Origin of the sequence: Paraburkholderia ferrariae NBRC 106233 (genome assembly GCF_000685035.1) — a bacterium.
Lineage (GTDB): Bacteria > Pseudomonadota > Gammaproteobacteria > Burkholderiales > Burkholderiaceae > Paraburkholderia > Paraburkholderia ferrariae.
In genome coordinates, this window is sequence record NZ_BAYB01000019.1 from 1 (window position 1) to 22,768 (window position 22,768).

At 62.8% G+C, this 22,768-nt stretch carries 19 protein-coding genes, 1 tRNA gene, 1 pseudogene and 6 riboswitches; of the genes and pseudogenes, 3 read left to right on the forward strand and 18 right to left on the reverse strand.

Annotated elements, in window-relative coordinates; translation table 11 throughout:
• Positions 1-246 precede the first annotated feature (246 nt).
• Positions 247-981 carry a Crp/Fnr family transcriptional regulator gene (locus BFE01S_RS20425; RefSeq protein WP_028227101.1) on the forward strand — a complete coding sequence of 245 codons (735 nt, stop codon included), beginning with the start codon at positions 247-249 and terminating at the stop codon, positions 979-981.
• A gap of 624 nt (positions 982-1,605) precedes the next feature.
• Here BFE01S_RS20425 and rpiA read toward each other — a convergent pair.
• The 4 genes from rpiA to rnr all read right to left on the reverse strand — a co-directional run bounded on the left by rpiA (position 1,606) and on the right by rnr (position 6,675).
• Positions 1,606-2,301, reverse strand: a complete 696-nt coding sequence (gene rpiA, locus BFE01S_RS20430; RefSeq protein WP_028227102.1) for a ribose-5-phosphate isomerase RpiA — start codon at positions 2,299-2,301, stop codon at positions 1,606-1,608.
• Positions 2,302-2,399: 98 nt separating this feature from the next.
• Positions 2,400-3,272: an N-acetylmuramoyl-L-alanine amidase gene (locus BFE01S_RS20435; protein ID WP_042338083.1), complete on the reverse strand. Its 873-nt coding sequence runs from the start codon at positions 3,270-3,272 to the stop codon at positions 2,400-2,402.
• Between the two features lie 33 nt (positions 3,273-3,305).
• Positions 3,306-4,049, reverse strand: a complete 744-nt coding sequence (gene rlmB, locus BFE01S_RS20440) for a 23S rRNA (guanosine(2251)-2'-O)-methyltransferase RlmB (protein WP_028227104.1) — start codon at positions 4,047-4,049, stop codon at positions 3,306-3,308.
• Positions 4,050-4,212: 163 nt separating this feature from the next.
• The gene (rnr, locus tag BFE01S_RS20445) at positions 4,213-6,675 is read right to left on the reverse strand and encodes a ribonuclease R (protein WP_028227105.1); all 2,463 of its coding nucleotides are present in this window, start codon (positions 6,673-6,675) and stop codon (positions 4,213-4,215) included.
• A 412-nt stretch (positions 6,676-7,087) separates the two neighbouring features.
• Between rnr and BFE01S_RS20450 the strand changes: the two genes are divergently transcribed.
• A tRNA-Leu gene (locus tag BFE01S_RS20450) sits at positions 7,088-7,174 on the forward strand.
• 324 nt (positions 7,175-7,498) lie between these two features.
• Here the strand turns inward: BFE01S_RS20450 and BFE01S_RS45900 are convergent.
• The 14 genes and pseudogenes from BFE01S_RS45900 to BFE01S_RS20530 all read right to left on the reverse strand — a co-directional run bounded on the left by BFE01S_RS45900 (position 7,499) and on the right by BFE01S_RS20530 (position 21,380).
• Positions 7,499-7,975: a single stranded DNA-binding domain-containing protein gene (locus BFE01S_RS45900; protein WP_028227106.1), complete on the reverse strand. Its 477-nt coding sequence runs from the start codon at positions 7,973-7,975 to the stop codon at positions 7,499-7,501.
• Positions 7,972-10,368 carry an FAD-dependent oxidoreductase gene (locus tag BFE01S_RS39445; protein WP_156967092.1) on the reverse strand — a complete coding sequence of 799 codons (2,397 nt, stop codon included), beginning with the start codon at positions 10,366-10,368 and terminating at the stop codon, positions 7,972-7,974. Before BFE01S_RS39445 ends, BFE01S_RS45900 begins: the two co-directional genes overlap by 4 nt.
• Positions 10,369-10,460: 92 nt before the next feature.
• Positions 10,461-10,595 (reverse strand): annotated as a pseudogene (locus BFE01S_RS44460) (3-hydroxybutyrate dehydrogenase); the annotation flags it as partial.
• Between the two features lie 31 nt (positions 10,596-10,626).
• Positions 10,627-10,959: a cytochrome o ubiquinol oxidase subunit IV gene (cyoD, locus tag BFE01S_RS20475; RefSeq protein ID WP_028227107.1), complete on the reverse strand. Its 333-nt coding sequence runs from the start codon at positions 10,957-10,959 to the stop codon at positions 10,627-10,629.
• A 1-nt stretch (position 10,960) separates the two neighbouring features.
• On the reverse strand, positions 10,961-11,566 hold the full coding sequence (gene cyoC / locus BFE01S_RS20480) for a cytochrome o ubiquinol oxidase subunit III (RefSeq protein ID WP_028227108.1): 606 nt from the start codon (positions 11,564-11,566) through the stop codon (positions 10,961-10,963).
• Positions 11,566-13,602, reverse strand: coding sequence for a cytochrome o ubiquinol oxidase subunit I (cyoB, locus tag BFE01S_RS39450; protein ID WP_042338085.1), 2,037 nt, complete (start codon positions 13,600-13,602; stop codon positions 11,566-11,568). Before cyoB ends, cyoC begins: the two co-directional genes overlap by 1 nt.
• Positions 13,603-13,609: 7 nt before the next feature.
• Positions 13,610-14,503 (reverse strand): ubiquinol oxidase subunit II, encoded by an 894-nt coding sequence (cyoA, locus tag BFE01S_RS20490; protein ID WP_042338086.1) that lies wholly within the window; start codon positions 14,501-14,503, stop codon positions 13,610-13,612.
• A 555-nt stretch (positions 14,504-15,058) separates the two neighbouring features.
• Positions 15,059-15,125, reverse strand: a riboswitch (Fluoride riboswitch).
• A 97-nt stretch (positions 15,126-15,222) separates the two neighbouring features.
• Entirely contained in the window at positions 15,223-15,840 is a 618-nt protein-coding gene (locus BFE01S_RS20495) for a histidine phosphatase family protein (protein ID WP_028227110.1), read from the reverse strand.
• A gap of 278 nt (positions 15,841-16,118) precedes the next feature.
• Positions 16,119-16,583: a DUF3331 domain-containing protein gene (locus BFE01S_RS39455; RefSeq protein ID WP_042338087.1), complete on the reverse strand. Its 465-nt coding sequence runs from the start codon at positions 16,581-16,583 to the stop codon at positions 16,119-16,121.
• Positions 16,584-16,615: 32 nt separating this feature from the next.
• On the reverse strand, positions 16,616-17,920 hold the full coding sequence (gene gltA / locus BFE01S_RS20505) for a citrate synthase (RefSeq protein WP_042338088.1): 1,305 nt from the start codon (positions 17,918-17,920) through the stop codon (positions 16,616-16,618).
• Between the two features lie 177 nt (positions 17,921-18,097).
• Positions 18,098-18,172, reverse strand: a riboswitch (Fluoride riboswitch).
• Positions 18,173-18,399: 227 nt separating this feature from the next.
• Positions 18,400-18,873, reverse strand: coding sequence for a hypothetical protein (locus BFE01S_RS20515; RefSeq protein ID WP_156967094.1), 474 nt, complete (start codon positions 18,871-18,873; stop codon positions 18,400-18,402).
• Between the two features lie 374 nt (positions 18,874-19,247).
• On the reverse strand, positions 19,248-19,535 hold the full coding sequence (locus tag BFE01S_RS20520; RefSeq protein ID WP_218002919.1) for a DUF211 domain-containing protein: 288 nt from the start codon (positions 19,533-19,535) through the stop codon (positions 19,248-19,250).
• An 8-nt stretch (positions 19,536-19,543) separates the two neighbouring features.
• Positions 19,544-20,689, reverse strand: a complete 1,146-nt coding sequence (zapE, locus tag BFE01S_RS39460) for a cell division protein ZapE (RefSeq protein WP_084170071.1) — start codon at positions 20,687-20,689, stop codon at positions 19,544-19,546.
• A gap of 235 nt (positions 20,690-20,924) precedes the next feature.
• Positions 20,925-20,986: riboswitch (Fluoride riboswitch) on the reverse strand.
• Positions 20,987-21,044: 58 nt separating this feature from the next.
• Positions 21,045-21,380: a hypothetical protein gene (locus BFE01S_RS20530; RefSeq protein WP_028227114.1), complete on the reverse strand. Its 336-nt coding sequence runs from the start codon at positions 21,378-21,380 to the stop codon at positions 21,045-21,047.
• Positions 21,381-21,675: 295 nt separating this feature from the next.
• Positions 21,676-21,740: riboswitch (Fluoride riboswitch) on the reverse strand.
• A 273-nt stretch (positions 21,741-22,013) separates the two neighbouring features.
• A riboswitch (Fluoride riboswitch) is annotated at positions 22,014-22,076 on the forward strand.
• A 59-nt stretch (positions 22,077-22,135) separates the two neighbouring features.
• Between BFE01S_RS20530 and crcB the strand changes: the two genes are divergently transcribed.
• On the forward strand, positions 22,136-22,528 hold the full coding sequence (crcB, locus tag BFE01S_RS20535; RefSeq protein WP_028227115.1) for a fluoride efflux transporter CrcB: 393 nt from the start codon (positions 22,136-22,138) through the stop codon (positions 22,526-22,528).
• Between the two features lie 66 nt (positions 22,529-22,594).
• Positions 22,595-22,661, forward strand: a riboswitch (Fluoride riboswitch).
• Positions 22,662-22,768 lie beyond the last annotated feature (107 nt).

Below are 22,768 nucleotides of genomic sequence, written 5' to 3' on the forward strand. Positions count from 1 at the left end.
CCCCGATACGGCCCGCAACGATACGCCTGACAGAGTTTTGGGCCAGGCTGGCACACACCCTGCTAAAGAGATCACGCCACACTAGCGAAAACGCCTGGACCGAAACGAAACGGCGAACGCGCACGGGACTATGGGGCTGGCAAGACGAACGGATAGCCGAACGGGAAGCGGCACATAACTACGGATTCGCTTGCTGGAATGAAAGAACAACGAGGCTGCGTTGGCGGTCTCGCACGAGGACCAATCATGTTGACCCTTCAATCCGATCTGCACGGCAACCATTTGCTGGGTGCGCTGCCGTCGCACGAATGGCAGGCGCTTGCACCGCATCTCGAGCTCGTCCATCTGCGCACCGAACAACTGCTCTGCGATTCCGGCCAGCGCATTCATCACGTGTACTTTCCGACCACCGCCATCATCTCGATGCTCTCGACGATGGAAGACGGCAGCTCGGTCGAAATTGCCGCCGTGGGCCGCGAAGGCATGACGGGCGTGCCGGTCCTCACGGGCGGGGAGACCATGCCCAACCGCGTCCAGGTGCAGTGCGCGGGCTTCGCCTATCGCATGAGCGCGCAAAGCCTCAAGCAGCAGTTTGCCCGCTCGGATTTCCTGCGCCGGCTCATGCTGCTCTACATGCACGCCCTGCTCACCCAGGTGGCGCAGACGGCCGCGTGCAACCGCCATCACTCGCTCAACAAGCAGTTGTGCCGCTGGCTCCTGATCGAAGTGGACCGCGTGGCGTCGAACGACCTCACGGTCACGCAGCAGCTCATCGCCGACATGCTCGGCGTGCGTCGCGAAGGCATCACGGAAGCCGCGGGCAAGCTGCACGACGAAGGGTTGATCCATCACAGCCGCGGCCATATCCGCGTGCTGGACCGCGAGGGCCTCGAAGCCCGCGCCTGCGAATGCTACGGCCTCGTGCGGCGCGAGTTCGACCGGCTGCTGCCGCGCCTGCGCCAGGCGGAAACGGTAGAGTGAGCCCAGGCGGGATGAAACAGCGCTGAAGGTTGCGCGCGGGACGATTCCCGCGCGCGAACGCGTGCGTCCGGCTGCCAGCCGGCTTGCCCTGCGGCTTCGCGCAAAAGCCCCTGTTTTCCGGCGCAATAGCATGACGGCAAGCGTGACGGCACGCTCCGCATCGTTCAATGCGGAGCGTCCCCCAAGACAGAGTTCGAAAACCGGACCCTGAAGAGCGCCGACCGTTGCCTTGCGTATTGCTACGCACTGCGACGTATTCTTGTCGGGCGCATTCTCGCTGAAGCCATCCTGTTTCATTGTTATCTCCTCCCTTCGCCCGGCTCGCCTCGAACCTCCCCTCAGGTTCGCTGGCCGGTTAATCGCGCACAAGCGCGAGGCACCGCTGTCTGTCCGCTCTGTCTGGCCTGTTGGCTTTGCGTCGCCGGACAATGAAGTTATAGCTCAGATGATCTGCGCAATGCTACGGCAACCCCACCTGTTGTGTGCGGTCTTCAACGTAGCCCCGGGAGGCGGAAGAGGGATCGGGCAGAACGCGTTGCACGCCTGCCCGAAGCGGGCGGCGCCGCGCACCTTCATGCCGGCAAGGCATGCGCGCGGGCCGCATCGAGCGGGAGCGGAAGGATATCAGCGTTGCGGATAGTCGATGCGCTCGACGCCCGTTGCGGCGCCCAGCAGGCACAGGTCGGCGCCGCGCTCCGCGAAGAGGCCCACGGTCACGACACCGGGCCATGCGTTGACCAGCGCCTCGAACGCGCGCGGCTCGTTGATACGCAGGCCCTTCACGTCGAGGATCTCGTTGCCGTTGTCGGTGATGTAGGGCGAGCCGTCCTTCTGCACGCGCAGAACAGGAACGCCGCCCAGCGCGCTCACGCGCCGGCCGATTGCCGTGCGCGCCATCGGCACGACTTCGATGGGCAGCGGAAACTGGCCGAGCACGTCGACGCGCTTGCTCGCATCGGCAATGCAGACGAACACGTCGGACACCGAGGCCACGATCTTCTCGCGCGTGAGCGCCCCGCCGCCGCCCTTGATCATCGCGCCCTGCGCGTCGATCTCGTCGGCGCCGTCCACGTACACGGGCAGCGATTCGATGTCGTTGAGGTCGAAAATGCGGAAGCCATGCGACTGCAGGCGCGCCGTGGTCGCCACGGAGCTCGACACGGCGCCGCGGTAACGGCTCTTGCTGGCGGCGAGCGCGTCGATGAAGCAGTTCGCGGTCGAGCCGGTGCCGACGCCGATCACGGCGCCTTCGGGCACGTTCGCGTTCACATAGTCGGCGGCGGCCTGGCCGACCAGTTGCTTGAGTTCGTCTTGAGTCATGGGAAAACAGCCTGATGAGAGAAAAAGCCGGGAAAACGCCTAGTTTACCGGAGTCGGCCGCGCGGCCCTCGCGGGCGCTGCCGGAACGGCCCTGGAACTCAGCGCGTGATATCGGGTTCGCCCGGTTGGGCGGGCATGTACTTGTCGAGGAGCGCCTCGGCGATCGCGTCGGTTTCCGCGTCGGGCGTGCCCGAATAGTCGCGCGGACGGAAGTGCATCTGGAAGGCCGCAATGACGCGGCGCGTGCGCTCGTCGAGCACGCCATCGGTCGCGACGTCGTAGCCATAGCGCGCGAGCTTCATCTGCAGGCCGCGCACGTCCACAGGCGAATCCGGCGCGCGGCCGGCCAGATCGGCCTTGACCGTCGCGTCGTCCGGCCATGCGCCCACGCCCGCGTCGTAAAGCTGCTTCCAGGGGAACAGCGGACCCGGATCGGTCTTGCGCTGCGGGGCGATGTCGCTATGGGCCACCACGCGCGTGGGCGGAATGCCGTAGCGCGTCACGATGTCCTTCGCGAGCCGGATGATCGCATCGACCTGCGCGGGCGGCCACGGCGCCCAGACGCGGCCTTGCGGCGTATCGCGCGGGCCCGCATTGACGTTCTCGATGCCGATCGAGGCTGCGTTCAGCTCCGTCGTGCCCTGCCACTCGCTCACGCCCGCGTGCCAGGCGCGCTGCGATTCCGGCACCAGTTGCCAGACCACGGGCTTGCCGTTCTGAAGCGGCGGATCGGCGGGCACGAGATAGTGGGCGCTGACCGCTTCGGTCGTGAGCACCTTGATCGACTCGGCTTCGTCGATTTCCGTGTAGTGCATCACGAGAAAGCGGATGCGCGAGTCGGCGCTCTGCGCGTGATAGCGCGTATCGGCGACATAGGCGCCGCGATCGACCATCGTGCTGCTGGCGCACGCGGCAAGCGCGAGCGTCAACGCGAGAGCGGCCGCGCGCGGCGCGAGGCGCAACGGAGTCATGCGAGCCTCGCGGCGCGTCGCCAAGGCTGTCCCTCAGCGCGCGACGGCGCGCTGACGCACGGCTTCGAAGAGGCACACGCCGGAGGCCACGGAAACGTTGAGGCTTTCCACGGTGCCCGCCATCGGAATGTGCATGACCTCGTCGCAGGTCTCGCGCGTGAGGCGGCGCATGCCCTCGCCTTCGGCGCCCATCACGAGCGCAACCGGGCCGTCGAGCTTGGTTTGATAGAGGTTGGCGCTGGCGTCGCCGGCCGTGCCGACCACCCACACGCCCGCGTCCTTCAGTTCGCGTAGCGCGCGCGCCAGATTCGTCACGGTGATATAGGGCACCGTGTCGGCCGCGCCGCTCGCCACTTTCGCGGCCGTGGCATTCAGGCCCACCGCGCGGTCGCGCGGCGCGATCACGGCATGCGCACCTGCGGCATCGGCCACGCGCAGGCAGGCGCCGAGGTTATGCGGGTCGGTCACGCCGTCGAGCACGAGCAGGAGCGGCGCACCGGAAATGCCGTCGAGCAGCTCGGCCAGGTTCTGCGCGAGCGGCAGGTCGTGCACGCGCGCGACGACACCCTGGTGGCGCTCCGTGTGGGCGAGCCCCCACAGGCGCGTTTCGTCGGCGGCGATCAGGCGCACGCCGGCGTCCTTTGCGGCGTGCAGGAAGTCCTGCATGCGGCGGTCGCGCCGCGTCTGATCGTAATAGACATCCTCGACCGTGGACGCGTCGTGCCGCAGGCGCGCGGTCACCGCATGAAATCCGTAAAGAACCTTGAGACGTGACATGACTTCGAACAACCCCTGATGAACGGTCCGCGACGCGTTGCAGGCAAAGCCTGCCGCGTGCATCGCAAACGACTGAAACTTCCCCGGCCGCGGGCGCGGACCGGGCATCGCGGCGCACGCCGCCCCGCATGCTGCGGGCAACGCGCGCCGCGCCTTGCGGCCCTCAACGCTTCTTGCGCGGAGCCGGCTTCTTCGCCGGCGACTTGGAGGCGGGCCGCTTCTTCGCGGTTTTCGCCGCACCGCGCGCCGCGCGCGCTTCCTTCACTGCCGCGCCCGGCGCGGGGGCGGCCTTCTTGCGGCGCGGCGCCTCCACGGCCGGCAGCGCGCGCACGCGCGCACCGCCTTCGGCCGGACCCTTGTCCATGACCGCCGGACGGTTGCCGGACGGCTTGATCGGCGTATCGCGCACGAGACGGAAATCGATCTTGCGCGCGTCGAGATCGACACGGCTCACCTGCACGCGCACGCGGTCCGAGAGACGGTAGCGAATGCCGGTGCGCTCGCCGCGCAGCTCGTTCTTGATCTCGTCGTACTGGAAGTAGTCGGAACCCAGTTCCGTCACGTGCACGAGACCTTCGATGAAGAGCGAATCGAGCTGCACGAAAATGCCGAACGACGTCACGCCGCTCACCATGCCGCCATACTCTTCGCCGAGCTTGTCGCGCATGAAGTAGCACTTGAGCCACGCCTCGACGTCGCGCGACGCTTCGTCCGCGCGGCGCTCGTTGGCCGAGCAGTGCAGCCCCAGCTCTTCCCAGATCGCCGTATTGCCGCCGCGCGCGCGCTTGCCGCGCTTTTCCTCGTCCTCGGCCTGCAGCGCGCGGGCGCGCGGCGAAAGCGCCGTATTGAGTTCGACGCCATGAGGCGCGACCGGCTGGTACTTCTTGCCCTGCAGGATCGCGTAGATGGCGCGGTGCGTGAGCAGGTCGGGATAGCGGCGGATCGGGCTCGTGAAGTGCGCGTAGGCCTCGTACGCCAGGCCGAAGTGGCCGATGTTGTCCGGGCTGTAGACGGCCTGCTGCATCGAGCGCAGCAGCATGGTCTGCAGCATCTGCGCGTCGGGCCGGTCGCGGATATGCGCCATGAGCGCCGCGTAGTCGCTCGCGTGGGGCGTGTCGCCGCCGCCGAGCGTCAGGCCCATGCCGCGCAGGAAGGTGCGCAGATTCTCGAGCTTTTCGGCGCTCGGGCCCGCATGCACGCGATAGAGGCCCGGGTGCTTGTTGCGCTTCATGAAGTCCGCGGCGCACACGTTGGCCGCGAGCATGCACTCTTCGATCAGCTTGTGCGCGTCGTTGCGCTGACGCGGCACGATCTGCTCGATCTTGCCCTGCGCGTTGCAGACGATATAGGTCTCGGTCGTGTCGAAATCGATCGCACCGCGCTTCTGGCGCGCGGCGAAGAGCGCCTTGTACACGCCGTAGAGGTTCTGCAACTGCGGCAGCAGCGCCGCGCGCCGCGTGGCCTCGGGCCCCTTGGTGTTCTTCAGGACCGCGGCGACCTCGGTATAGGTGAGGCGCGCCGCCGAGTGCATCACGCCCGGATAGAACTGGTACGCCTTGATCTCGCCGCGCGCGGTGATGACCATGTCGCACACCAGCACGCAGCGGTCCACGTGCGGATTGAGCGAGCAGAGGCCGTTCGAGAGCTTCTCCGGCAGCATCGGAATCACGCGGCGCGGGAAGTACACCGAGGTGCTGCGCTCGATCGCGTCGATGTCGAGGCCGCTGCCGGGCAGCACGTAGTGCGACACGTCCGCGATCGCCACGATCAGGCGGAAGCCGTCGCCGCGGCCCACCTGGATCGGCTCGCAAAAGACCGCGTCATCGAAGTCGCGCGCATCTTCGCCGTCGATCGTCACGAGCGGCACGTCGCGCAGATCCACGCGGTAGCGGATGTCCGAGGGGCGCACGGCGTCGGGCAGCTTCGCGGCCTCGTCGAGCGCGGCCTTGCTGAACTCGTGCGGCACGCCGTACTTGCGCACGGCGATCTCGATCTCCATGCCGGGATCGTCGATATCACCCAGCACCTCGGCCACGCGGCCGAGCGGCTGCGAATGGCGGCTCGGGAAATCGGTGAGCTCGACCACCACCACCTGCCCGACCTTGGCCTTCTTCGGGTTCTGCGTCACCAGGATGTCGTGGCCGATGCGCTTGTCTTCCGGCGCCACGATGAGCGCGCCGTTTTCATTGAGCAGACGGCCGATCACGCGCGTGTTGGCGCGGTCGGTGACCTCGACGATATGGCCTTCCGGACGCCCGCGCCGGTCGTAGCCGACGATGCGCGCGAGCACGCGGTCGTTGTGCATGACCTTCTGCATTTCGCCCTGCGGCAGGAACAGATCGTCCTGGCCGTCGTCGCGCACGAGGAAGCCATAGCCGTCGCGGTGGCCCTGTACGCGGCCCGCGACGAAGCTCGACGGATGCGCAAGCTGATAGTGGCCGCGCGAATCGAGCCGGATCTGCCCGTCGCGCTCCATCGCGGCGAGCCGCCTGAAGAACCCTTCGCGCTCCTGGCGCTTGATGGCGAGCGCCTCGGCGATATCGTTCGCGGTGCAGGGCGTTTCGCTGGTCCGCAGCACGCCGAGGATCTCTTCGCGGCTGGGAATCGGGTACGGATATTTGCTCAAGGGCTTGTCGATGGTTGTTCTCGTTGCGTCGATATCGGATGTGCCGCGTCGCCCGAAACATGCAGGACGGCGCCCCGGTCTTCGAGTGCTTCTTACAGCTTGCCAGGCGGCGCCCGGCGAAGGGACATACTGCGAGGCATTCTAACACCCGTGTCGCACCCCGCTAACGCAGATCGGGCCGTGCGCGTGCCCTCTTGTGCGCCCTGTGCGGCACGGCTCGCCGCGCGCTCGTGGGGATCTTCTGGCGGTGGAATGGGGACGCCGCGGCAAGTTCGCGGTGTCACCACTTCGGGGCGGTGGCCGGCAAGGAGTCGCCGCCCGGACTTTATTCAAGAAACGCTTGACAGTCGAGACAGGCACGCTATAATTTCTGACTTCGCTGCGCAATACAACGCGCAGCGAACGACACCTTGCCCAGGTGGCGGAATTGGTAGACGCACCAGGTTCAGGTCCTGGCGGTGGCAACACTGTGGAGGTTCGAGTCCTCTCTTGGGCACCATAAAGCTGTTTAGAGTCGTACAACGCAGTCCAGCAAAACCCCGCAAAGCTTTGTCGCAGCGGGGTTTTTTGCTTTTTTTCGGTCTATCGTCTTCCAGTTGAAGCGCGTGTCATGGTAGTCCGCTGGACAGTACGTCGAAAGTTCGCACTGGCTGGAGCCGGCACTTCCGGCACAGCTTCGCCGGGAAACAGCGGCGCCTCTCCTTCCGCACGTACCCCAACGCACCCCACCCCTCTCCTGCCAGCCAGCAAACGGCCCGCGCGCCCGAACGGCTGCGATCCTGCGACTTGCGCGCTACTTCTTTCTAACAGCGGACACCCGATGTCACGCCTTTGTTCCGCTGCTGGAGCTACGCTTGCCCGCATCAACCCCGCTTTCCCTGACACTCCGTTCGAGCCTGCCGAGATATGTCATCCACGGAACGGTGACGTGGCCAAGGCTACCCGCATGGGCCACGAGGTCGATCACGCTGCGCTGCCAGTCCTTCATCGCAGTCACCACCTCGTCAGCCAGCCCGTTATCCCGGGAAACCGACGTCAGTGCCTCCTGAATGCATTGCTGCCGCGCTTCCCAATGCCGCTGAACAATTCGCGCCTGCATGGACATGAATGCCGGGGCGTCCGTCGCCCCGAGCAGTTCCTCCAGTTCGGCACCTGTGTCCGAAATCGCTGCGGCCAACCTCTGCTGCTGAACCTCGGACCAGCGCCTTCCTGATCGGTCCAGCACCGCACTCATTTTTTGCATCAACCCCGCGTTGATCCTGTAGAACTGCATCAGCGCATCGACACTCTCATCGCTCATTGTTCTTCTCCGTCACAGAACATTTCAGTTCGAGCAGGATCGAGGTCCGCTTTCTCCCTGACCGAGCGCATCACCGCTTCGGGTTTTTCATTGAAATCGTGATCAGACAGCAATCGACGACCGGTGTGCGATTGCCAGTGCGATTCCTGTTCCGACAACACATCCATAGCGAGACGATAGCCATCGCGCAGGTTCGACTCAATCGCCACGTCCGAAAAATCGTAGTCCCGCGACGATGGCTCGCCTTCTGGTCCCTTGCGCACGAAACGCGTCACGCGCATGGGCGCACCGTCTCCCATCAGCTGGATATAGCGCGGACGCTGCCTGATCTTGTCCTGCACCGCAGGATCTACCTCGCTCAGGATGCTTGCGACGAGGCTCCTGTACGCGTCCTTCATCTCGCGGGTGCGAAGATCGCTGCGCACGCGCTCCGAATAAACAATTTCATCGCGGCGCGCCATGATTTCCATCATGTTCGTCGGAAGGGCGCGCTCTCCGGAAAAGAGATCGACAATGTAGACCTGCTTGCCATCGGGTCCGCAACGATCGATCACCAGGTCGAGAGGAGAGTTGCTGACTACGCCGCCGTCCCAATACGGCTTGCCGTCAACGAAGGTCCATGAAAAGCCGGGGGGAAGACTGCCGCTTGCGAGAATATGTTCCGGCGTCAGGTCGTCCACGTAGCTGTCAAACACCTCCAGCTCCGCGGTCAGGACATTGACCGCTCCCACGATGAGCCGGATCGGGCTCGATTTCAGCTTCGAGAAGTCCACATACCCGGACAGCAACTGCTTCATGGGGGAGGTGTCGTAAAAACCCGTCCATTCCCACGGCATCGTCCATGGTTCGTCGAGCGAAGGTATCCAGCGCGGCCTGAAGAACCGCGGGACACCAAACTGCAATACCTGCATGGCCGACATCGCCCGCTGCAGATGTTCGGGCAGCATCCCTGGCGAGCAGATCTGCAGCTCGGACCAGAACGCCTCGAGGGCTCCCACCGCGTTGTCGGGATTTCCCGCGATGATCGCGCCGTTGAGCGCGCCTATCGAGATACCGGCCACGACGTCCGGCACGATGCCATGCTCGTCGAGCGCCTTGACGACGCCACACTCGAACGCCCCCAGTGCGCCTCCGCCCTGAAGAATTAGCACGTTTTGCGTTGCCAGCTCATCCAGTCCGGATCCGGAGTCGCTCAGCACCGCCTTCTCTACCGACACGTTCACGCGATACCGGATCAATCCCTCGGCCTGGCGGATTTCGGTCGGCGGTCGACCAAACGAGAAGACGGCACGCGGCACGTCGTCGCGCAGATAGAACTGCGTATAGGAATGCGCTTCGAGCGAGCCACGCGCGATGTGCTCGTCAACGCCCACCGTATCACCGAGCACATTAAAGCCGATGCCTCCTACCTCGCAGAAAAAGTAGGACACTTCGTCATAGCGACGACGACGCCCGAGCATGTTCAATGCAGCCAGCCTTCCCTGCCGGATGGCGTTATCCCAATGCTCGATATGCCGCCGCCTCAGAAACACCGGATCGTAGAAAGACACTGCGTCGCCGGCGGCAAAGATGCCGGCAGCGCTGGTGCGCAGCAGTTCGTCGACGACAATGCGACCGGCCTCCAGCGCGATGCCGCTGCCCGCCAAAAATTCCGTCGCGGGCTCGACGCCGACACACGTGACCACGAGGTCGCAAGGCAGACTGGCACCGGACGCCAGTTCGACTGCCTCTACCTCGCGATTGCCGCTAAAGCCGACGACTGGATCGCTGAGATGTATGGCCACTCCGCCAGACTGCGCATACTCCCTGAAAAAATCAGATAGCGCCGCTGATTCGAGATGCCGGAGCAGGGAACCATCGCCCTCGACCACTGACACCGCGAGTCCGGCTTCGCGCAAGGACATTGCAACCTCCATACCCAGGAAGCTGCCGCCCACTATGACGGCACTCCGGGCGGTGGCCATCCCCTTGCGGATGGCGTCGCAGTCCGCCCTGGATCGCAGCGTGTGGATACCCGCCAGATCTGCGCCGTCCACCGCAAGCCGGCGTGGTTTCGCACCGGGCGCCAGCAGAAGCTGCTCAAAATGCAGCCGGTCGCCGGTTTCAGTCTCTGCGCACCTGGCCACTGGATCGACTGAAACGATCCGTGTGTCAACGGCAAATCCGATCCCCTGGTCGCTGTAAAACTGCTCGGGATGCACGAGGATCTGCGACGGTCCCGCCTGCCCGAGCAGGTAGCGCTTTGACAGGCTCGGCCGGTGATACGGCAAGTCCGGTTCAGACGAAACAATCAGAATGCCCCCTTCGGCGCCCTCGCGCCGAAGGGTCTCGGCCGCCTTGGCGCTCGCCAGCCCCCCGCCGATGAGAAGAAAATCGATCTGCTGTGCTGCCACCTGAAATGCCTCCATTTATCGACGATCAGACGCGCCACCACGGTGCCCTGTCCTGCCCGCGGCAGCTGCTTCGTTTATTGCATGAACCATCCGTCACGGATGCCGGCTTCCTTCGCCTGTTCCGGAATCCGCCTGTCGACGCGCGGCGTGCGCACGAAGCCCGGACATACAACGTGCAGGCGCACGTTATGTTTCGCGCCCTCCTTCGCCCGCACGCGCGCGAAACCCGGCATGGCGGGGGTATCTGCCCGATATATCCTACCGGGACATCATGTTCATCGTGACGTTATGCATGACCCACAACGTTCCGCCGATCACGATGGTGACCGTCAGCACCGTGAACGCGAATGCCGTGACGTTCCAGCGCTGGCCCGACGAGCCGTTGAGATGCAGGAAGAACACGAGGTGCACCACGATCTGCACCGCAGCCAGCACCGCGAGGCCGGGCACGGCGGTTTCCCGCGAGAACCCGCCGTGCAGCACGAGCCAGAACGATGCGGCCGTCAGCACCACCGCCAGCACGAAACCGACCAGATAACTGCCGACGGTGCCGCGGGCTTCTTCTTCGTGAATGGAATGCGATTGGGCCATTTCAGATCACGCTCGCGAGGTAGACAAAGGAAAACACGCAGATCCAGACGATGTCCAGAAAGTGCCAGAAAAGAGAGAGGCACGTCAGGCGGCGCAGTTCGCGCTCGCCCAGTCCGTCCTTCGCCTTCGCGACCTGCACCATCAGCACGATCATCCACACCATGCCGAGCGTCACGTGCAAACCATGCGTGGCGACCAGCGTGAAGAACGCCGACAGGAACGCGCTACGGTCCGGGCCCGCGCCTTCGGCGATCAGGTGGGCGAACTCGTGCAGTTCGAAGTACAGGAACGTCGCGCCGAGCACGAACGTGATCGCGAGCCACACGAGCACCTGCGCATTGCGCTTGCTGTGCGCGGCGACCATCGCGAAGCCGTACGTGATACTCGACAGCAGCAGCACCGCGGTTTCCATCGCGACGCCCGGAATGTCGAACAGATCCTTGCCGGTGGGGCCGCCTGCGAACTGGTTCTGCATCACCGCGAACACTGCGAACAGCGACGCGAAGATGATGCAGTCCGTCATCAGATACAGCCAGAAGCCGAACACCGAGTGCGACGGCGCATGATCGTGATCCGCCGTCGTGGCCATATTGGTTCTCTGCGACATCAGTTAGCCTCCAGTGCTTCTTGACGTTTCCCGTCGCGGCGCTGCCGTTCCTCGAACGCCCTGACGAGCGCGCGGCTGCGCATCTCTTCATCGGCCCGGACCTTGGCAGCCGGGATGTAGTAGCCGTCGTTGCGGCGAAAGCTGTAGGTGATCACCGTCGCCATCACGCCGATCAGGCCGGCCGCTGCCAGCCACCAGATGTACCAGATCGCCGCGAAGCCGAGCACGAGGCTGAACATCCCGATCAGGAAACCAGTGCTGGTATTTGACGGCATATGGATATCGCTGTACTTCGTGTTCGCGACGTCCACGGTCTCGCGGCCGGTTTTCTTCATATTCGTGAACTCGTCCAGCTCGCTGACGTGCGGGATCACCGCGAAGTTATAGACCGGCGGCGGTGACGAGATCGCCCATTCCAGCGTGCGGCCGCCCCAGGCGTCGCCCGTCAGGTCGCGGTTCTCCAGAAGGTTGCGGTCGCGAACCGAAACGTACAACTGCAGCAGCTGGTGTGCGATGCCGATCGCGACGAGCACGGCGCCACAGAACGCGACGAGCATCCATGGATGCCATGCCGGGTTGTCGTAGTGGTTCAGACGGCGGGTAACGCCCATGAAGCCGAGCACGTATAGCGGCACGAACGCGACATAGAAGCCGACGAGCCAGAACCAGAATGCGCGCTTGCCGAGATTCTCGTTCAGCTTGAAGCCGAAGGCCTTCGGGAACCAGTAGTTGAAGCCCGCGAGGTAGCCGAACAGCACGCCGCCGATGATCACGTTGTGGAAGTGAGCGATCAGAAAGAGCGAGTTGTGCAGCACGAAGTCCGCGCCCGGGATCGCCATCATCACGCCGGTCATGCCGCCGATCGTGAACGTGACCATGAAGCCGATCGTCCACAGGATCGACGTGCTCATTTCGACACGACCGCGGTAGATCGTGAACAGCCAGTTGAAGATCTTCACGCCCGTCGGGATCGAAATGATCATGGTCATGATGCCGAAGAACGCGTTGACGTTAGCGCCCGAACCCATCGTGAAGAAGTGGTGCAGCCACACGACGAACGCGAGCACCGTGATCGCGCAGGTCGCATAGACCATCGCCTTGTAGCCGAACAGCGGCTTCTTCGCGAACGTCGCGACGACTTCCGAGAACACGCCGAACGCGGGCAGCACGAGGATGTACACCTCGGGGTGCCCCCACGCCCAGATCAGGTTCAGGTACAGCATCTGGTTGCCGCCTGCATCGTTCGTGAAGAAGTGCATGCCGAGGTAACGGTCGAGGCCGAGCAGCGCGAGCGTGACGGTCAGGATCGGGAACGACGCCATGATCAGCACGTTCGTGCAGAGCGCCGTCCACGTGAACACCGGCATCTTCATCATCGTCATGCCGGGTGCGCGCATCTTGACGATCGTGACGAAGAAGTTCACGCCCGTCAGCAGCGTGCCGACGCCGGATAGCTGAACCGCCCAGATGTAGTAGTCGACCCCCACGCCCGGACTGAACTGCAATTCGGAGAGTGGCGGATACGCGAGCCAGCCGGTCTTCGCGAATTCGCCGACCACGAGCGAGATGTTGACCAGGATCGCGCTGATCGCCGTCATCCAGAACGACAGCGAGTTGAGCATCGGAAACGCGACGTCGCGCGCGCCGATCTGCAGCGGCACGACGATGTTCATCAGGCCCACCATGAACGCCATCGCCATGAAGAAAATCATGATCGTGCCGTGCGCGGTGAAGATCTGGTCGTAGTGATGCGGCGGCAGGTAGCCCGGCGCGTTGAACGCGAGCGCCTGTTGCGTGCGCATCATGATCGCGTCGGCGAAGCCGCGCAGCAGCATGATGAGCGCGACGACGATGTACATTACGCCGAGCCGCTTGTGGTCCACGCTCGTGAGCCACCCGGTCCACAGGTACTTCCACTTGCCGAAATACGTGATCGCGCCCAGCACGGCGAGCGCGACGAAGACCATGCCTGCGCCCGCCACCACGATGATCGGCTCGTGGTATGGAATCGCGTCTAATGTCAGTTTGCCGAACATGCTGTGCCTACCCCTTCGTACCCGTACCGCAGACGGCGCCCTGGGGTTCCAGAACCTGGCCGTTGTTGTACTTCGCAATGATGTTGTGAAACAGCTTCGGATCGACCGGCGAGAAGTACTGCACCGGCACCTTCTCGCCCGGCTTCGCGACGCTCGCGTACTGGTCCATGCTGAGCTGCTGCTGCGCCGCCCTCACCTGCGCGACCCATGCGTTGAAGTCGGCCCGGCTCTTCGCGAGCGCGCGGAACTTCATGTCCGAAAAGCCGTCGCCGCTGAAGTTCGCCGATTCGCCGGCATAGTTGCCCGCCTCGTCGGCGATCAGGTGCACCTGGGTCTGCATGCCCGCCATCGCGTAGACCTGGGTGCCGAGCTGCGGGATGAAGAACGAGTTCATCACCGAGTCCGACGTGATGAGGAAATTGACCGGCGTACCGACCGGCACCGCCAACTGGTTCACCGTCGCGATGCCGAGATCCGGATAAATGAACAGCCACTTCCAGTCGAGCGCAACGACTTCGACCTTGATCGGCTTCACGTCCGACTGCAGCGGCTTGTACGGATCGAGCTCGTGCGTGGTCTTCCAGGTGAGCACGCCGAGGAACAGGATGATCAACGTCGGAATCGTCCAGACGACGACTTCGATCGTGGTCGAGTGCGACCATTCCGGCGCGTAGGTCGACGTGCGATTCGCTTCACGGTAGTAGTAAGCAAATGCGAGCGTCAGAATGATCACCGGCACGACCACGATGAGCATCGCCCACGTGGACGTCGCGATCAGTGTCTTTTCAGCCATGCCCACGCTGCCCATCGGATCGAGTACGTCCATCTTGCAGCCAGACAGACTCACAAGCAGTGCCGCCGCACTGCAGGGCCACAACCTTCTCCACATATCTGTTCGCATCAACGCATCCCCATCTGTCAACGATTCATGCCCATAACCAGCAACCGCGGATCGAGCGAAGCCACGAACGTCGGTCTGACATTCGCCACTCGCTTCTGATCGAATTCGATGTTGCACGATCCATATTTAGTTAGTTATACTGATTTCGTAGCGAAACACCCCCTCTTGCCATACGGTTTCGCTACACGGGGCTCGCCCGGCTGGCGCTTTGCGAGCCCCACCTTTTCCAGCCCCGCCTCGCTCCCACTCCCGGCATTCTTCCCTTTCATTACGCGAGATTCGGGTCACCTGTGGCTGCGCCTCGTGCTGCGATCCCCGGCAGCATGACAACGACAACAAGGAATTTCGACGTCGTTGCGAACACAACTGTCGCCCCTGTACGGCTTCGGCAGAAACCGATGCGGGCCGGCGCCGAACAAACGCACGCAACGCACAGACGCAGTCACGCGCGACGGCCAAAAGAGTCAGAACTTTCATTGATAACAGGTCTGATGAACTCAAACCTGGGGCGGCAGAATGCCGCAGGAAACAATGCCTGCATCTTCCCTATCCCAGGATTTAGCAGGCATCATCAGCTGGCGTAGCCAGCGTTTATCGGAGGTATGCCATCTCCGTTTGAAAAAGTCTAACCGAACGCAATGTGCGGTGCAACAAGCTTTGCTTCCAGTCAGCGTCGGCCGGTCAGCTCCCTACTTTGCGCAAGCCGGAACGACCACCGGTCACGACACCCCTTCCAGATGCGCAGTTTCGTTAATCTGATGGACACACACCCTGCCGTCTTCGCGAAGATCAAGCACATTGATGCAACAAGGGGCCTGCTCCAGTCGCCAGTAGGCCGACAACGGGAGTTCGAGCGCCTGCGTGAGGATCACCCGGTTGACGCTGTCGTGCGCGACGAGCACCACCGTCTCCCGCGCATGCGATTCAACCAGTCCCCTGATGACGTCGGCGGTGCGCGATGCCAGCACCTGCAATGATTCCCCACCGGGAAATCGCATCCATTGCGGCGCGGACTTCCACAGCGCAAACTGAGCCGGAAACTGCGCACGCGCGACATCGTAGGTCTTCCATTGCCACTCACCATAATCGAGGTCATCGAGACCGTGTTCCACGCGTGATTCCACCGAGCAGGTCGAGGCTATCGCGTTACCCGTGTCCCGGCACCGCTGACGCGGACTCGTGTAAATGATCGTCGGCGCATACCGCGCGCTGACCGCACTGGCCAGCGCCTGCGCCTGACGCTGCCCCAACGCGGTCAGCGCAAGTTGGGCGCGTCCGCGGAACCTCGGTGGATCTATACCCTCTACCAGTCCGTGACGAGTCAAGATGATACGCATGAGTGTCCTCCCTGATTCACTCTTTGACATGCAGCGCATGGTCGGTTGCCGATGACGTTTCCGCTGCGGATCTGATCCCATGTCGCCGGGTCGATGTCTACCGACACGCGGAACAGTCCGGGCACAATGACGCGCAGCGTCTGTGCCAGCAGCAGCGTTGCTCGCCTGATCGTCGCGAGCGCGGTGATCCGTTCGGGCGCCGGCTTTTCGGTGGAGAGGCGAAAGCTCTGCGCGCCCCATACGGACCTCTCTTGATGTCTCGGACAACCTCGTTCTCCTCAGATCGAGTTCGCTACCTGTACCGGCATCATCGCAATTTCAGCGTCGGGTTCCAGGGGAGTCGGTACAAGGAGCTCACCGGGCGCCGCACGCTCGATACAGCCAGGCAGGATCATTGCGCCTTCGTGACGACGTCCCCAGCGCAATGCTGGCTGATAGACACGATCGCGTCGCCGGACATGGATGCGCGTGAGGATGCAGGGACCCGCGCGTCGGGCAGCGCCGATCTTCCACTTCTCCTCGCCGCAAAAGCCAGCCTGAGGATCGCTCCACGACAGCAGCACCGTCTCCAGGTCGATGCGGTCGATCAGCCGGATCGTCGGGGCGGCAAGGTTGACAGTCGCGACCTGCATAGCCTGCGTGGCCGGAATATCCCCCGTCTTCTCGCACGCCAGCGGGGACGTCGACCGATTGAGCAAGTCCAGTATGGCCGCCCACTTCGGATCTCGCGGGGCTATGATCATCGAACGCTCCAGTCCAGTCAGCATCACAAGCGTTAGCAGCGTCTTGATAGCGGTAAGGCTTCCCGCGGGGGCTCGCCCATAAAAAGCTGGCGGGGCCGGCCGATCCTCTGCTCCGGATCGGCGATCATCTCGTTCCACTGGGCGATCCAGCCCACCGTGCGCGCCATCGCGAAGATACAGGTGAACATCGACGTTGGGATACCCAGCGCGCGCTGCACGATGCCCGAATAGAAGTCCACGTTCGGGTACAGCTTGCGCGACACGAAGTACTCGTCTTCGAGCGCGATCTTTTCGAGCGCCATCGCGAGCTTGAACAGCGGGTCGTCGTGCAGGCCCAGTTCGTCGAGCACTTCGTGGCAGGTTTCGCGCATCAGCTTCGCACGCGGGTCGTAATTCTTGTACACGCGGTGACCGAAGCCCATCAGCTTCATGCCTGAATTCTTGTCCTTCACCTTCGCGGTGAACTCGGGAATACGGTCGATCGAACCGATTTCCTCCAGCATGTGCAGGGCGGCTTCGTTCGCACCGCCGTGCGCCGGCCCCCACAGACACGCGATACCGGCCGCGATACACGCAAACGGATTTGCACCCGACGATCCGGCGAGCCGCACCGTCGAGGTCGACGCGTTCTGCTCGTGGTCTGCGTGCAGGATCAGGATGCGGTCGAGCGCGCGCGCCAGCACGTCGTTGACCTTGTACTCCTCGCACGGGTTCGAGAACATCATGTGCATGAAGTTCGCGCTGTATGACATGTCGTTCCCGGGATACACGAACGGCTGGCCTACCGTGTACTTGTACGCCATGGCGACGAGCGTCGGCAGCTTGGCGATCATGCGGATCGCCGACACCTCGCGATGTCCCGGATCGTTGATGTCGAGCGAGTCGTGGTAGAACGCGGACAACGCACCTACCGCCGCGACCAGGATCGCCATCGGATGCGCATCGCGGCGAAAACCGCGGAAGAAAAAATGCATCTGCTCATGGACAAGAGTGTGCTTCGTCACCGCTTCGACGAACGCACTCTTCTCCCTGGCATCTGGCAATTCGCCCTTCAGCAGCAGATAACAGGTTTCAAGAAAGTCGGCATTCTGCGCAAGGTTATCGATCGGATAACCTCGGTATAGCAGCTCCCCCTTGTCGCCATCGATATAGGTGATGGCGGATTCGCACGCTGCCGTCGACATAAAACCCGGATCGTACGTAAACATGCCGGACTGCGCATACAGCTTGCGGATGTCGATCACGTCGGGACCCATTGTGCCGCGATAGACCGGCATTTCTATGGGGGTCTTCACACCCGGGATGTGAAGTAATGCTGCGAGAGAATTTCTTTCCATGGAGATCAGTTTTTTGACGCCTGCAAACCACGGAACCGTGCCCTTGTCTCACAGCGCGCGAGTCCCTGCCGTTGCATCAGCAGTGAGCGAGCAATGTGGGAGGCAGGACCCCTGGTTCAACTAACGCAAACCCGGACGACGGTATGGAGAGAAAAGCGCCCACACGCCCGCCATCGGGGACACGTAGGCATCATTAGCTGCATGACAGAACGTCGCAGCGATTATCGGAGGAATGCCATCTCCGTAATAAATAGCTTAGCGCCAATCTTCGTGCAGCGCAACATTTTGTCGCTGTGCGCCATGCTTAAGCGCCTCTTACCCGGTTCATCTTCATCGCCCTCATCGTCGTGGGACTTTACTGTGTCCTGCGCCGAACGATTCGGACCTGCTGCGCCGTCCCCAACAGCGAGTCCGATGCGGAAGCACGGCTCAGCATGCGCACCGTGAGCACGACGTCATCCGGTGAGACACCCCTGCGGCTAACTACCACCTGCCTGAGAAGCAGGCTCGACAATGGTCTGCACGCTCGGCATCCTGCCGGAGTCAATCACCCGCTCGAGGCGTTGTGCGGCTCGCCGCATGACATGGGCCGGGACCGTCGCGAGCAGGTCATCGTGCAGGCTCAATACGACCTTCAGCGCATCACATGCAGTCGCGTCGATACGCCAGTTGCCATCTTCCGGTACGTGCTTCATGCAGCGGTGGAGACCGGCTTCAGCAACGAGGAACACATCCGGTTCAACGTCGCCGCAGTCGTATGCAACCAGCCACGTCATATACAAAGATTTGATCAACTCGCCCAACTGACTGCCGCTCCCTTGCCCGAGTCTCAGCATCTCTAGCGCCATGTGCGCCTGAAGCGAACGCTTCTGCGCTTTCCTTGCGGGAATCGGCAGCAGAAGTTCGCGTGTCAGGTGCGCCCTGGTGCCTGGCTTCTTTCTTTTATGCGACATGCTGCAGGGTCTCCCGTGTGGTGAAATCGTCGGGTAGCCGGCCAGTGGGTTCATGTGAATTGACCGACGCCGGATAGCCCGGACTGCCGGCATCGGCTGCAGCCTGCGTATCCGCCATACAACGGGGTCAACAGAAAAACAGGCGCTTTCGGGCCACCATCGGACAAGCACACGGATTGCGCGTTCGGCCGGTTCGAGATTCGGCACTGCGCCCGGCGAAGCCGCAAGCCCGCCGTTTCCTGTCTGACACGCCAGCAAACACGGTGTTGAGGTTGAGCAACCGACTATCGACGCATAACGTAAGCCCAGAACGTTACCCGGAAACGGACAGTCAACGTGGCCGCAACGCGATCGCGGCCATTCCCCCAGTTGCACTAGCGGGCACGCGCAATCCGTTCGACGGACCGCTCGCCGCATGCGATATGCCCAACGCGCAGGACCACCGCTCCGCACGCCTCCACTGCCTTCACAAGTTCACCATAGTCGAGGAATTGGCCTTCGATCGTGACGTCCATACCCACTGTCCCGATGTCGATGCCGGTAATTGTGATGTTGACTGCTTCAACACCGCTGCAGGCGGTTATCGTCTCCGCCATTTCAACCAGCGCAGCCTGCCGGCCGCGTTGATCGACGTCGAGCGCGAGGCGCCTGATGTTCAGCATGGGAAGCATCAGGCCTGTCTCTCGCTGGGGCCGTACTCACGATCCACGCCCGGAGTACCGGCTGCGGGTCCCGCAGGCCTCGGACGCTTCGCGCGACGAAAATACGAAACACTGCGCATCTCGTCTATGCGCGAAACGGTCCGCTCGAACTCCGCCGCAAGCGGTCCCTGCATGTATAGTTTTTCGGGCGGCACAGCCGCCGACATGATCAGCCTGATATGGTGGTCGTACAGGATATCGACGAGCCAGGTGAATCGCCTTGCTGCAGACTCCTGGTCCGGCGTCATCTGGGGAACGCCGGAGAGAATGACGGTGTGAAACCGCGCGGCGAGAGCCAGATAGTCATTCTGCGAACGCGGGCTGCCACATAGTGCCGCGAAGTCAAACCACACGACGCCATCGCCCCGCTTGCGCGCTCGCAGCTCGCGCTGCTCGATTTGCAGCACCGGCGTCTGCCCGGCGGTCGCGGCGAGCCTTGCAAACGACTCGTCGAGTTCCGCTTCCGAATCGGCATTCGCCGGGCAAAGATAGGTCCGGACCCGGGCCATCGAACGTTCACGATAGTCCATGCCGCCATCGACATTCACGATATCGAGTCTGTTCTTCAGCAGATCTATCGCAGGAAGAAATCGTTCCCGGTTCAAGCCATCAGGATATAGCTGATCCGGATGGAAGTTTGATGTCGCAACGAGCGCAACGTGACAGGCAAAAAGCACCGGCAGCAAACGCGACAGGACCATCGCGTCGGCGATATCCGACACGTGAAATTCGTCAAGGCAGATGAGTTCCCGCGACGACGATAGCTCGCGCGCGAGCGCATCGAGCGGATCGGCCTGTCCTCGCAAATCCTCCAGGGATCGGTGCACGTCGTGCATGAACTCATGAAAATGCAGGCGACACTTCTTCCTTGCCGGAACGACAGCGTAGAAGCAATCCATCAGGAGCGTCTTGCCACGCCCCACTCCACCCCAAAGATACAGCCCTTTGGGCGGTGCAGGATGGACAAGAAAGCGCGTCACCGGATTGCGGTGTGCCTCATACGCCCGCCAGCCTTCATAGCAATGCTGCAAGCGGCCGAGTGCTTCAAGTTGGGAATGATCGGGCTCGAAACCCCGTGCCCGGGTGATTCTTCTGAAATTCTCGATGACATCCATACCCAGCGACGATCCAGCGTGTTGTGTGTCCTGTCCGCAGCCCCTGCCGCCTCGACCGTATGCATGCAGTCCCGGCAGGCCGCCCGGCCCCGGAAATACCGGGGATGCGATGTGCCGGCCGCACGAAGCCACCCGAAGCCGGCCGACAACCGGTCAGGAAACGAGGCCTTGGTGCCCTTCCCGGCCAAAACATGGGGCGCCCGTTGGAACTCAGGCGACCCCGTGCCTGCTTCCGGGACCTGTAGGCATCATCAGCCCTGTCGGGCGGTTGCGGAGAATACCATCTCCGTTAGGGTGGCTGGCTATGCGGTCTGGTGTGAATTGACTCTGCACGGCCACGTTGTTCCGGGCGAACTCACGTCGCGCAATTCATGTCTTGCGGAGATACCGCCTCGCATCCCTGCCACTGCAACATCTTCTGCAGTGCGCCGACGAACGAGCAATCGCGGACGCGCTCTCCGTCCCGGCCAATCAACATGAATTCGCCGGACGCGAAGGCAAAGACGGTGAGATGGCCAAGCTTGCGCAGCGAAGCCTCCAGTCCGGCGAATTCGCTGCCCGGCGAAGCCGGCGCCGCTGTTCCTCCGCGTCCCGGCAGCGCGCGTCCGTCGAGCGCGACGTTTGCGCGCACATCGATCGCGTGTCCCGCGCGAACTACGCCCACCGCATCATCACTGAGTGCGATTTGCATTTTTGAAATCCCTTCCTGAACGCGGCCCTTAACGGGCCGCTGGTAAACCGTGATATCGGCCGCGGCCGTACCGGTTATTCGCGCCAAGCTGGCTGCTTGCGGTCAGGGCGGCGCGTTCGGGTCTCAAGGCGCACCGGCACCATGGCCATGGACGGCCAACGTCGCGATGCGATTGGCGGTTGTGAGGGAAGGAGTAGATGTGCTGCCCGGCGCAGAAAGCGGGCCAATGAAGAGGTAGACAATGCAACCATGATTCACCTGTTGTTTGCGGGTTAGAAAATGTTTTCGCATCCGTGAAACAGCAGGCATCATCAGCCGGTGCGCCCGGCGGTTAAGGAGAATGCCATCTCCGTTTATAAGCATACCGCTCCATTTGCAGAGCCGCAAGCGTGGTTAGAGCCATCGAAGCGATACTTTCGGCGTTTGTGGCATTCGCGCGTATTCACCGTGCAGGCTGAACAACTATCCGCCTTTCAATCATCCGCCCCGTGCCGTTGCGCGTCCCCGCTCCGGCAACCGCGGTGCCCGGACGCCGCGAGCACGCCGGCGCACTCGCGCTGGTCGTCCTGGACCTGCACGTCCTCGCGTTTTTGCGGGCCGGTCTGCTTGACGTTGCGCCGGCCGATGATAGAATTTCCCGCTGGAGATGGCATTCTCCCTAACCGCTCGCCACGAGCCGATGATGCCTACAAACCCGCAAGACAAGCGTCCGTACACGTGCGCTTGTCGATGTTAAATCGAACAGGGTATTAGACATGTATCAATCGGTTCTCGCTGTCGCGATCGGCGGTGCAATGGGATCGCTCTTTCGCTGGTTTCTGGGCCTTCGTCTCAACGGGCTTTTCCCCGATCTTCCCCTCGGCACACTCGCTGCCAACGTCATCGCCGGCTACATCATCGGTGTCGCGATTGCGTGTTTTGTCCGCATGCCGCAGATCGCCCCCGAATGGCGCCTGTTCGTCACGACAGGACTGATGGGGGGGCTTTCGACGTTCTCGACGTTTTCCGCGGAAGTCGTCGGCGACCTTCAGCAAGGACGGTATGGCTGGGCGGCCGGAGAGGTCGTCATTCACCTTTCCGGTTCGCTGATCATGACCATTCTCGGCTTCGCGACGGTCAGCCTGCTATCGAGAGCGGCCATAGCCTGAAGGGCGTCGGGGGCAATCCCTGCATTGCGCAGATTGCCAAAGCCAGCGGGAGTTTCCAGCCTGTTGGGGCAGTCGGGAGATGGCATTCCTCCCAACAACCGCCGGTTGTCCGGCTGACGATGCCTACCAATTTCCTGGGAGCAGGAGGTTGGTGGCTGCACGCCAGTCCTCCGCCTTCCAGGATTAACGCTATCGATGCACGTCCTGGAAAAGCATGGAATACGTCACTTGCAAGCGCGC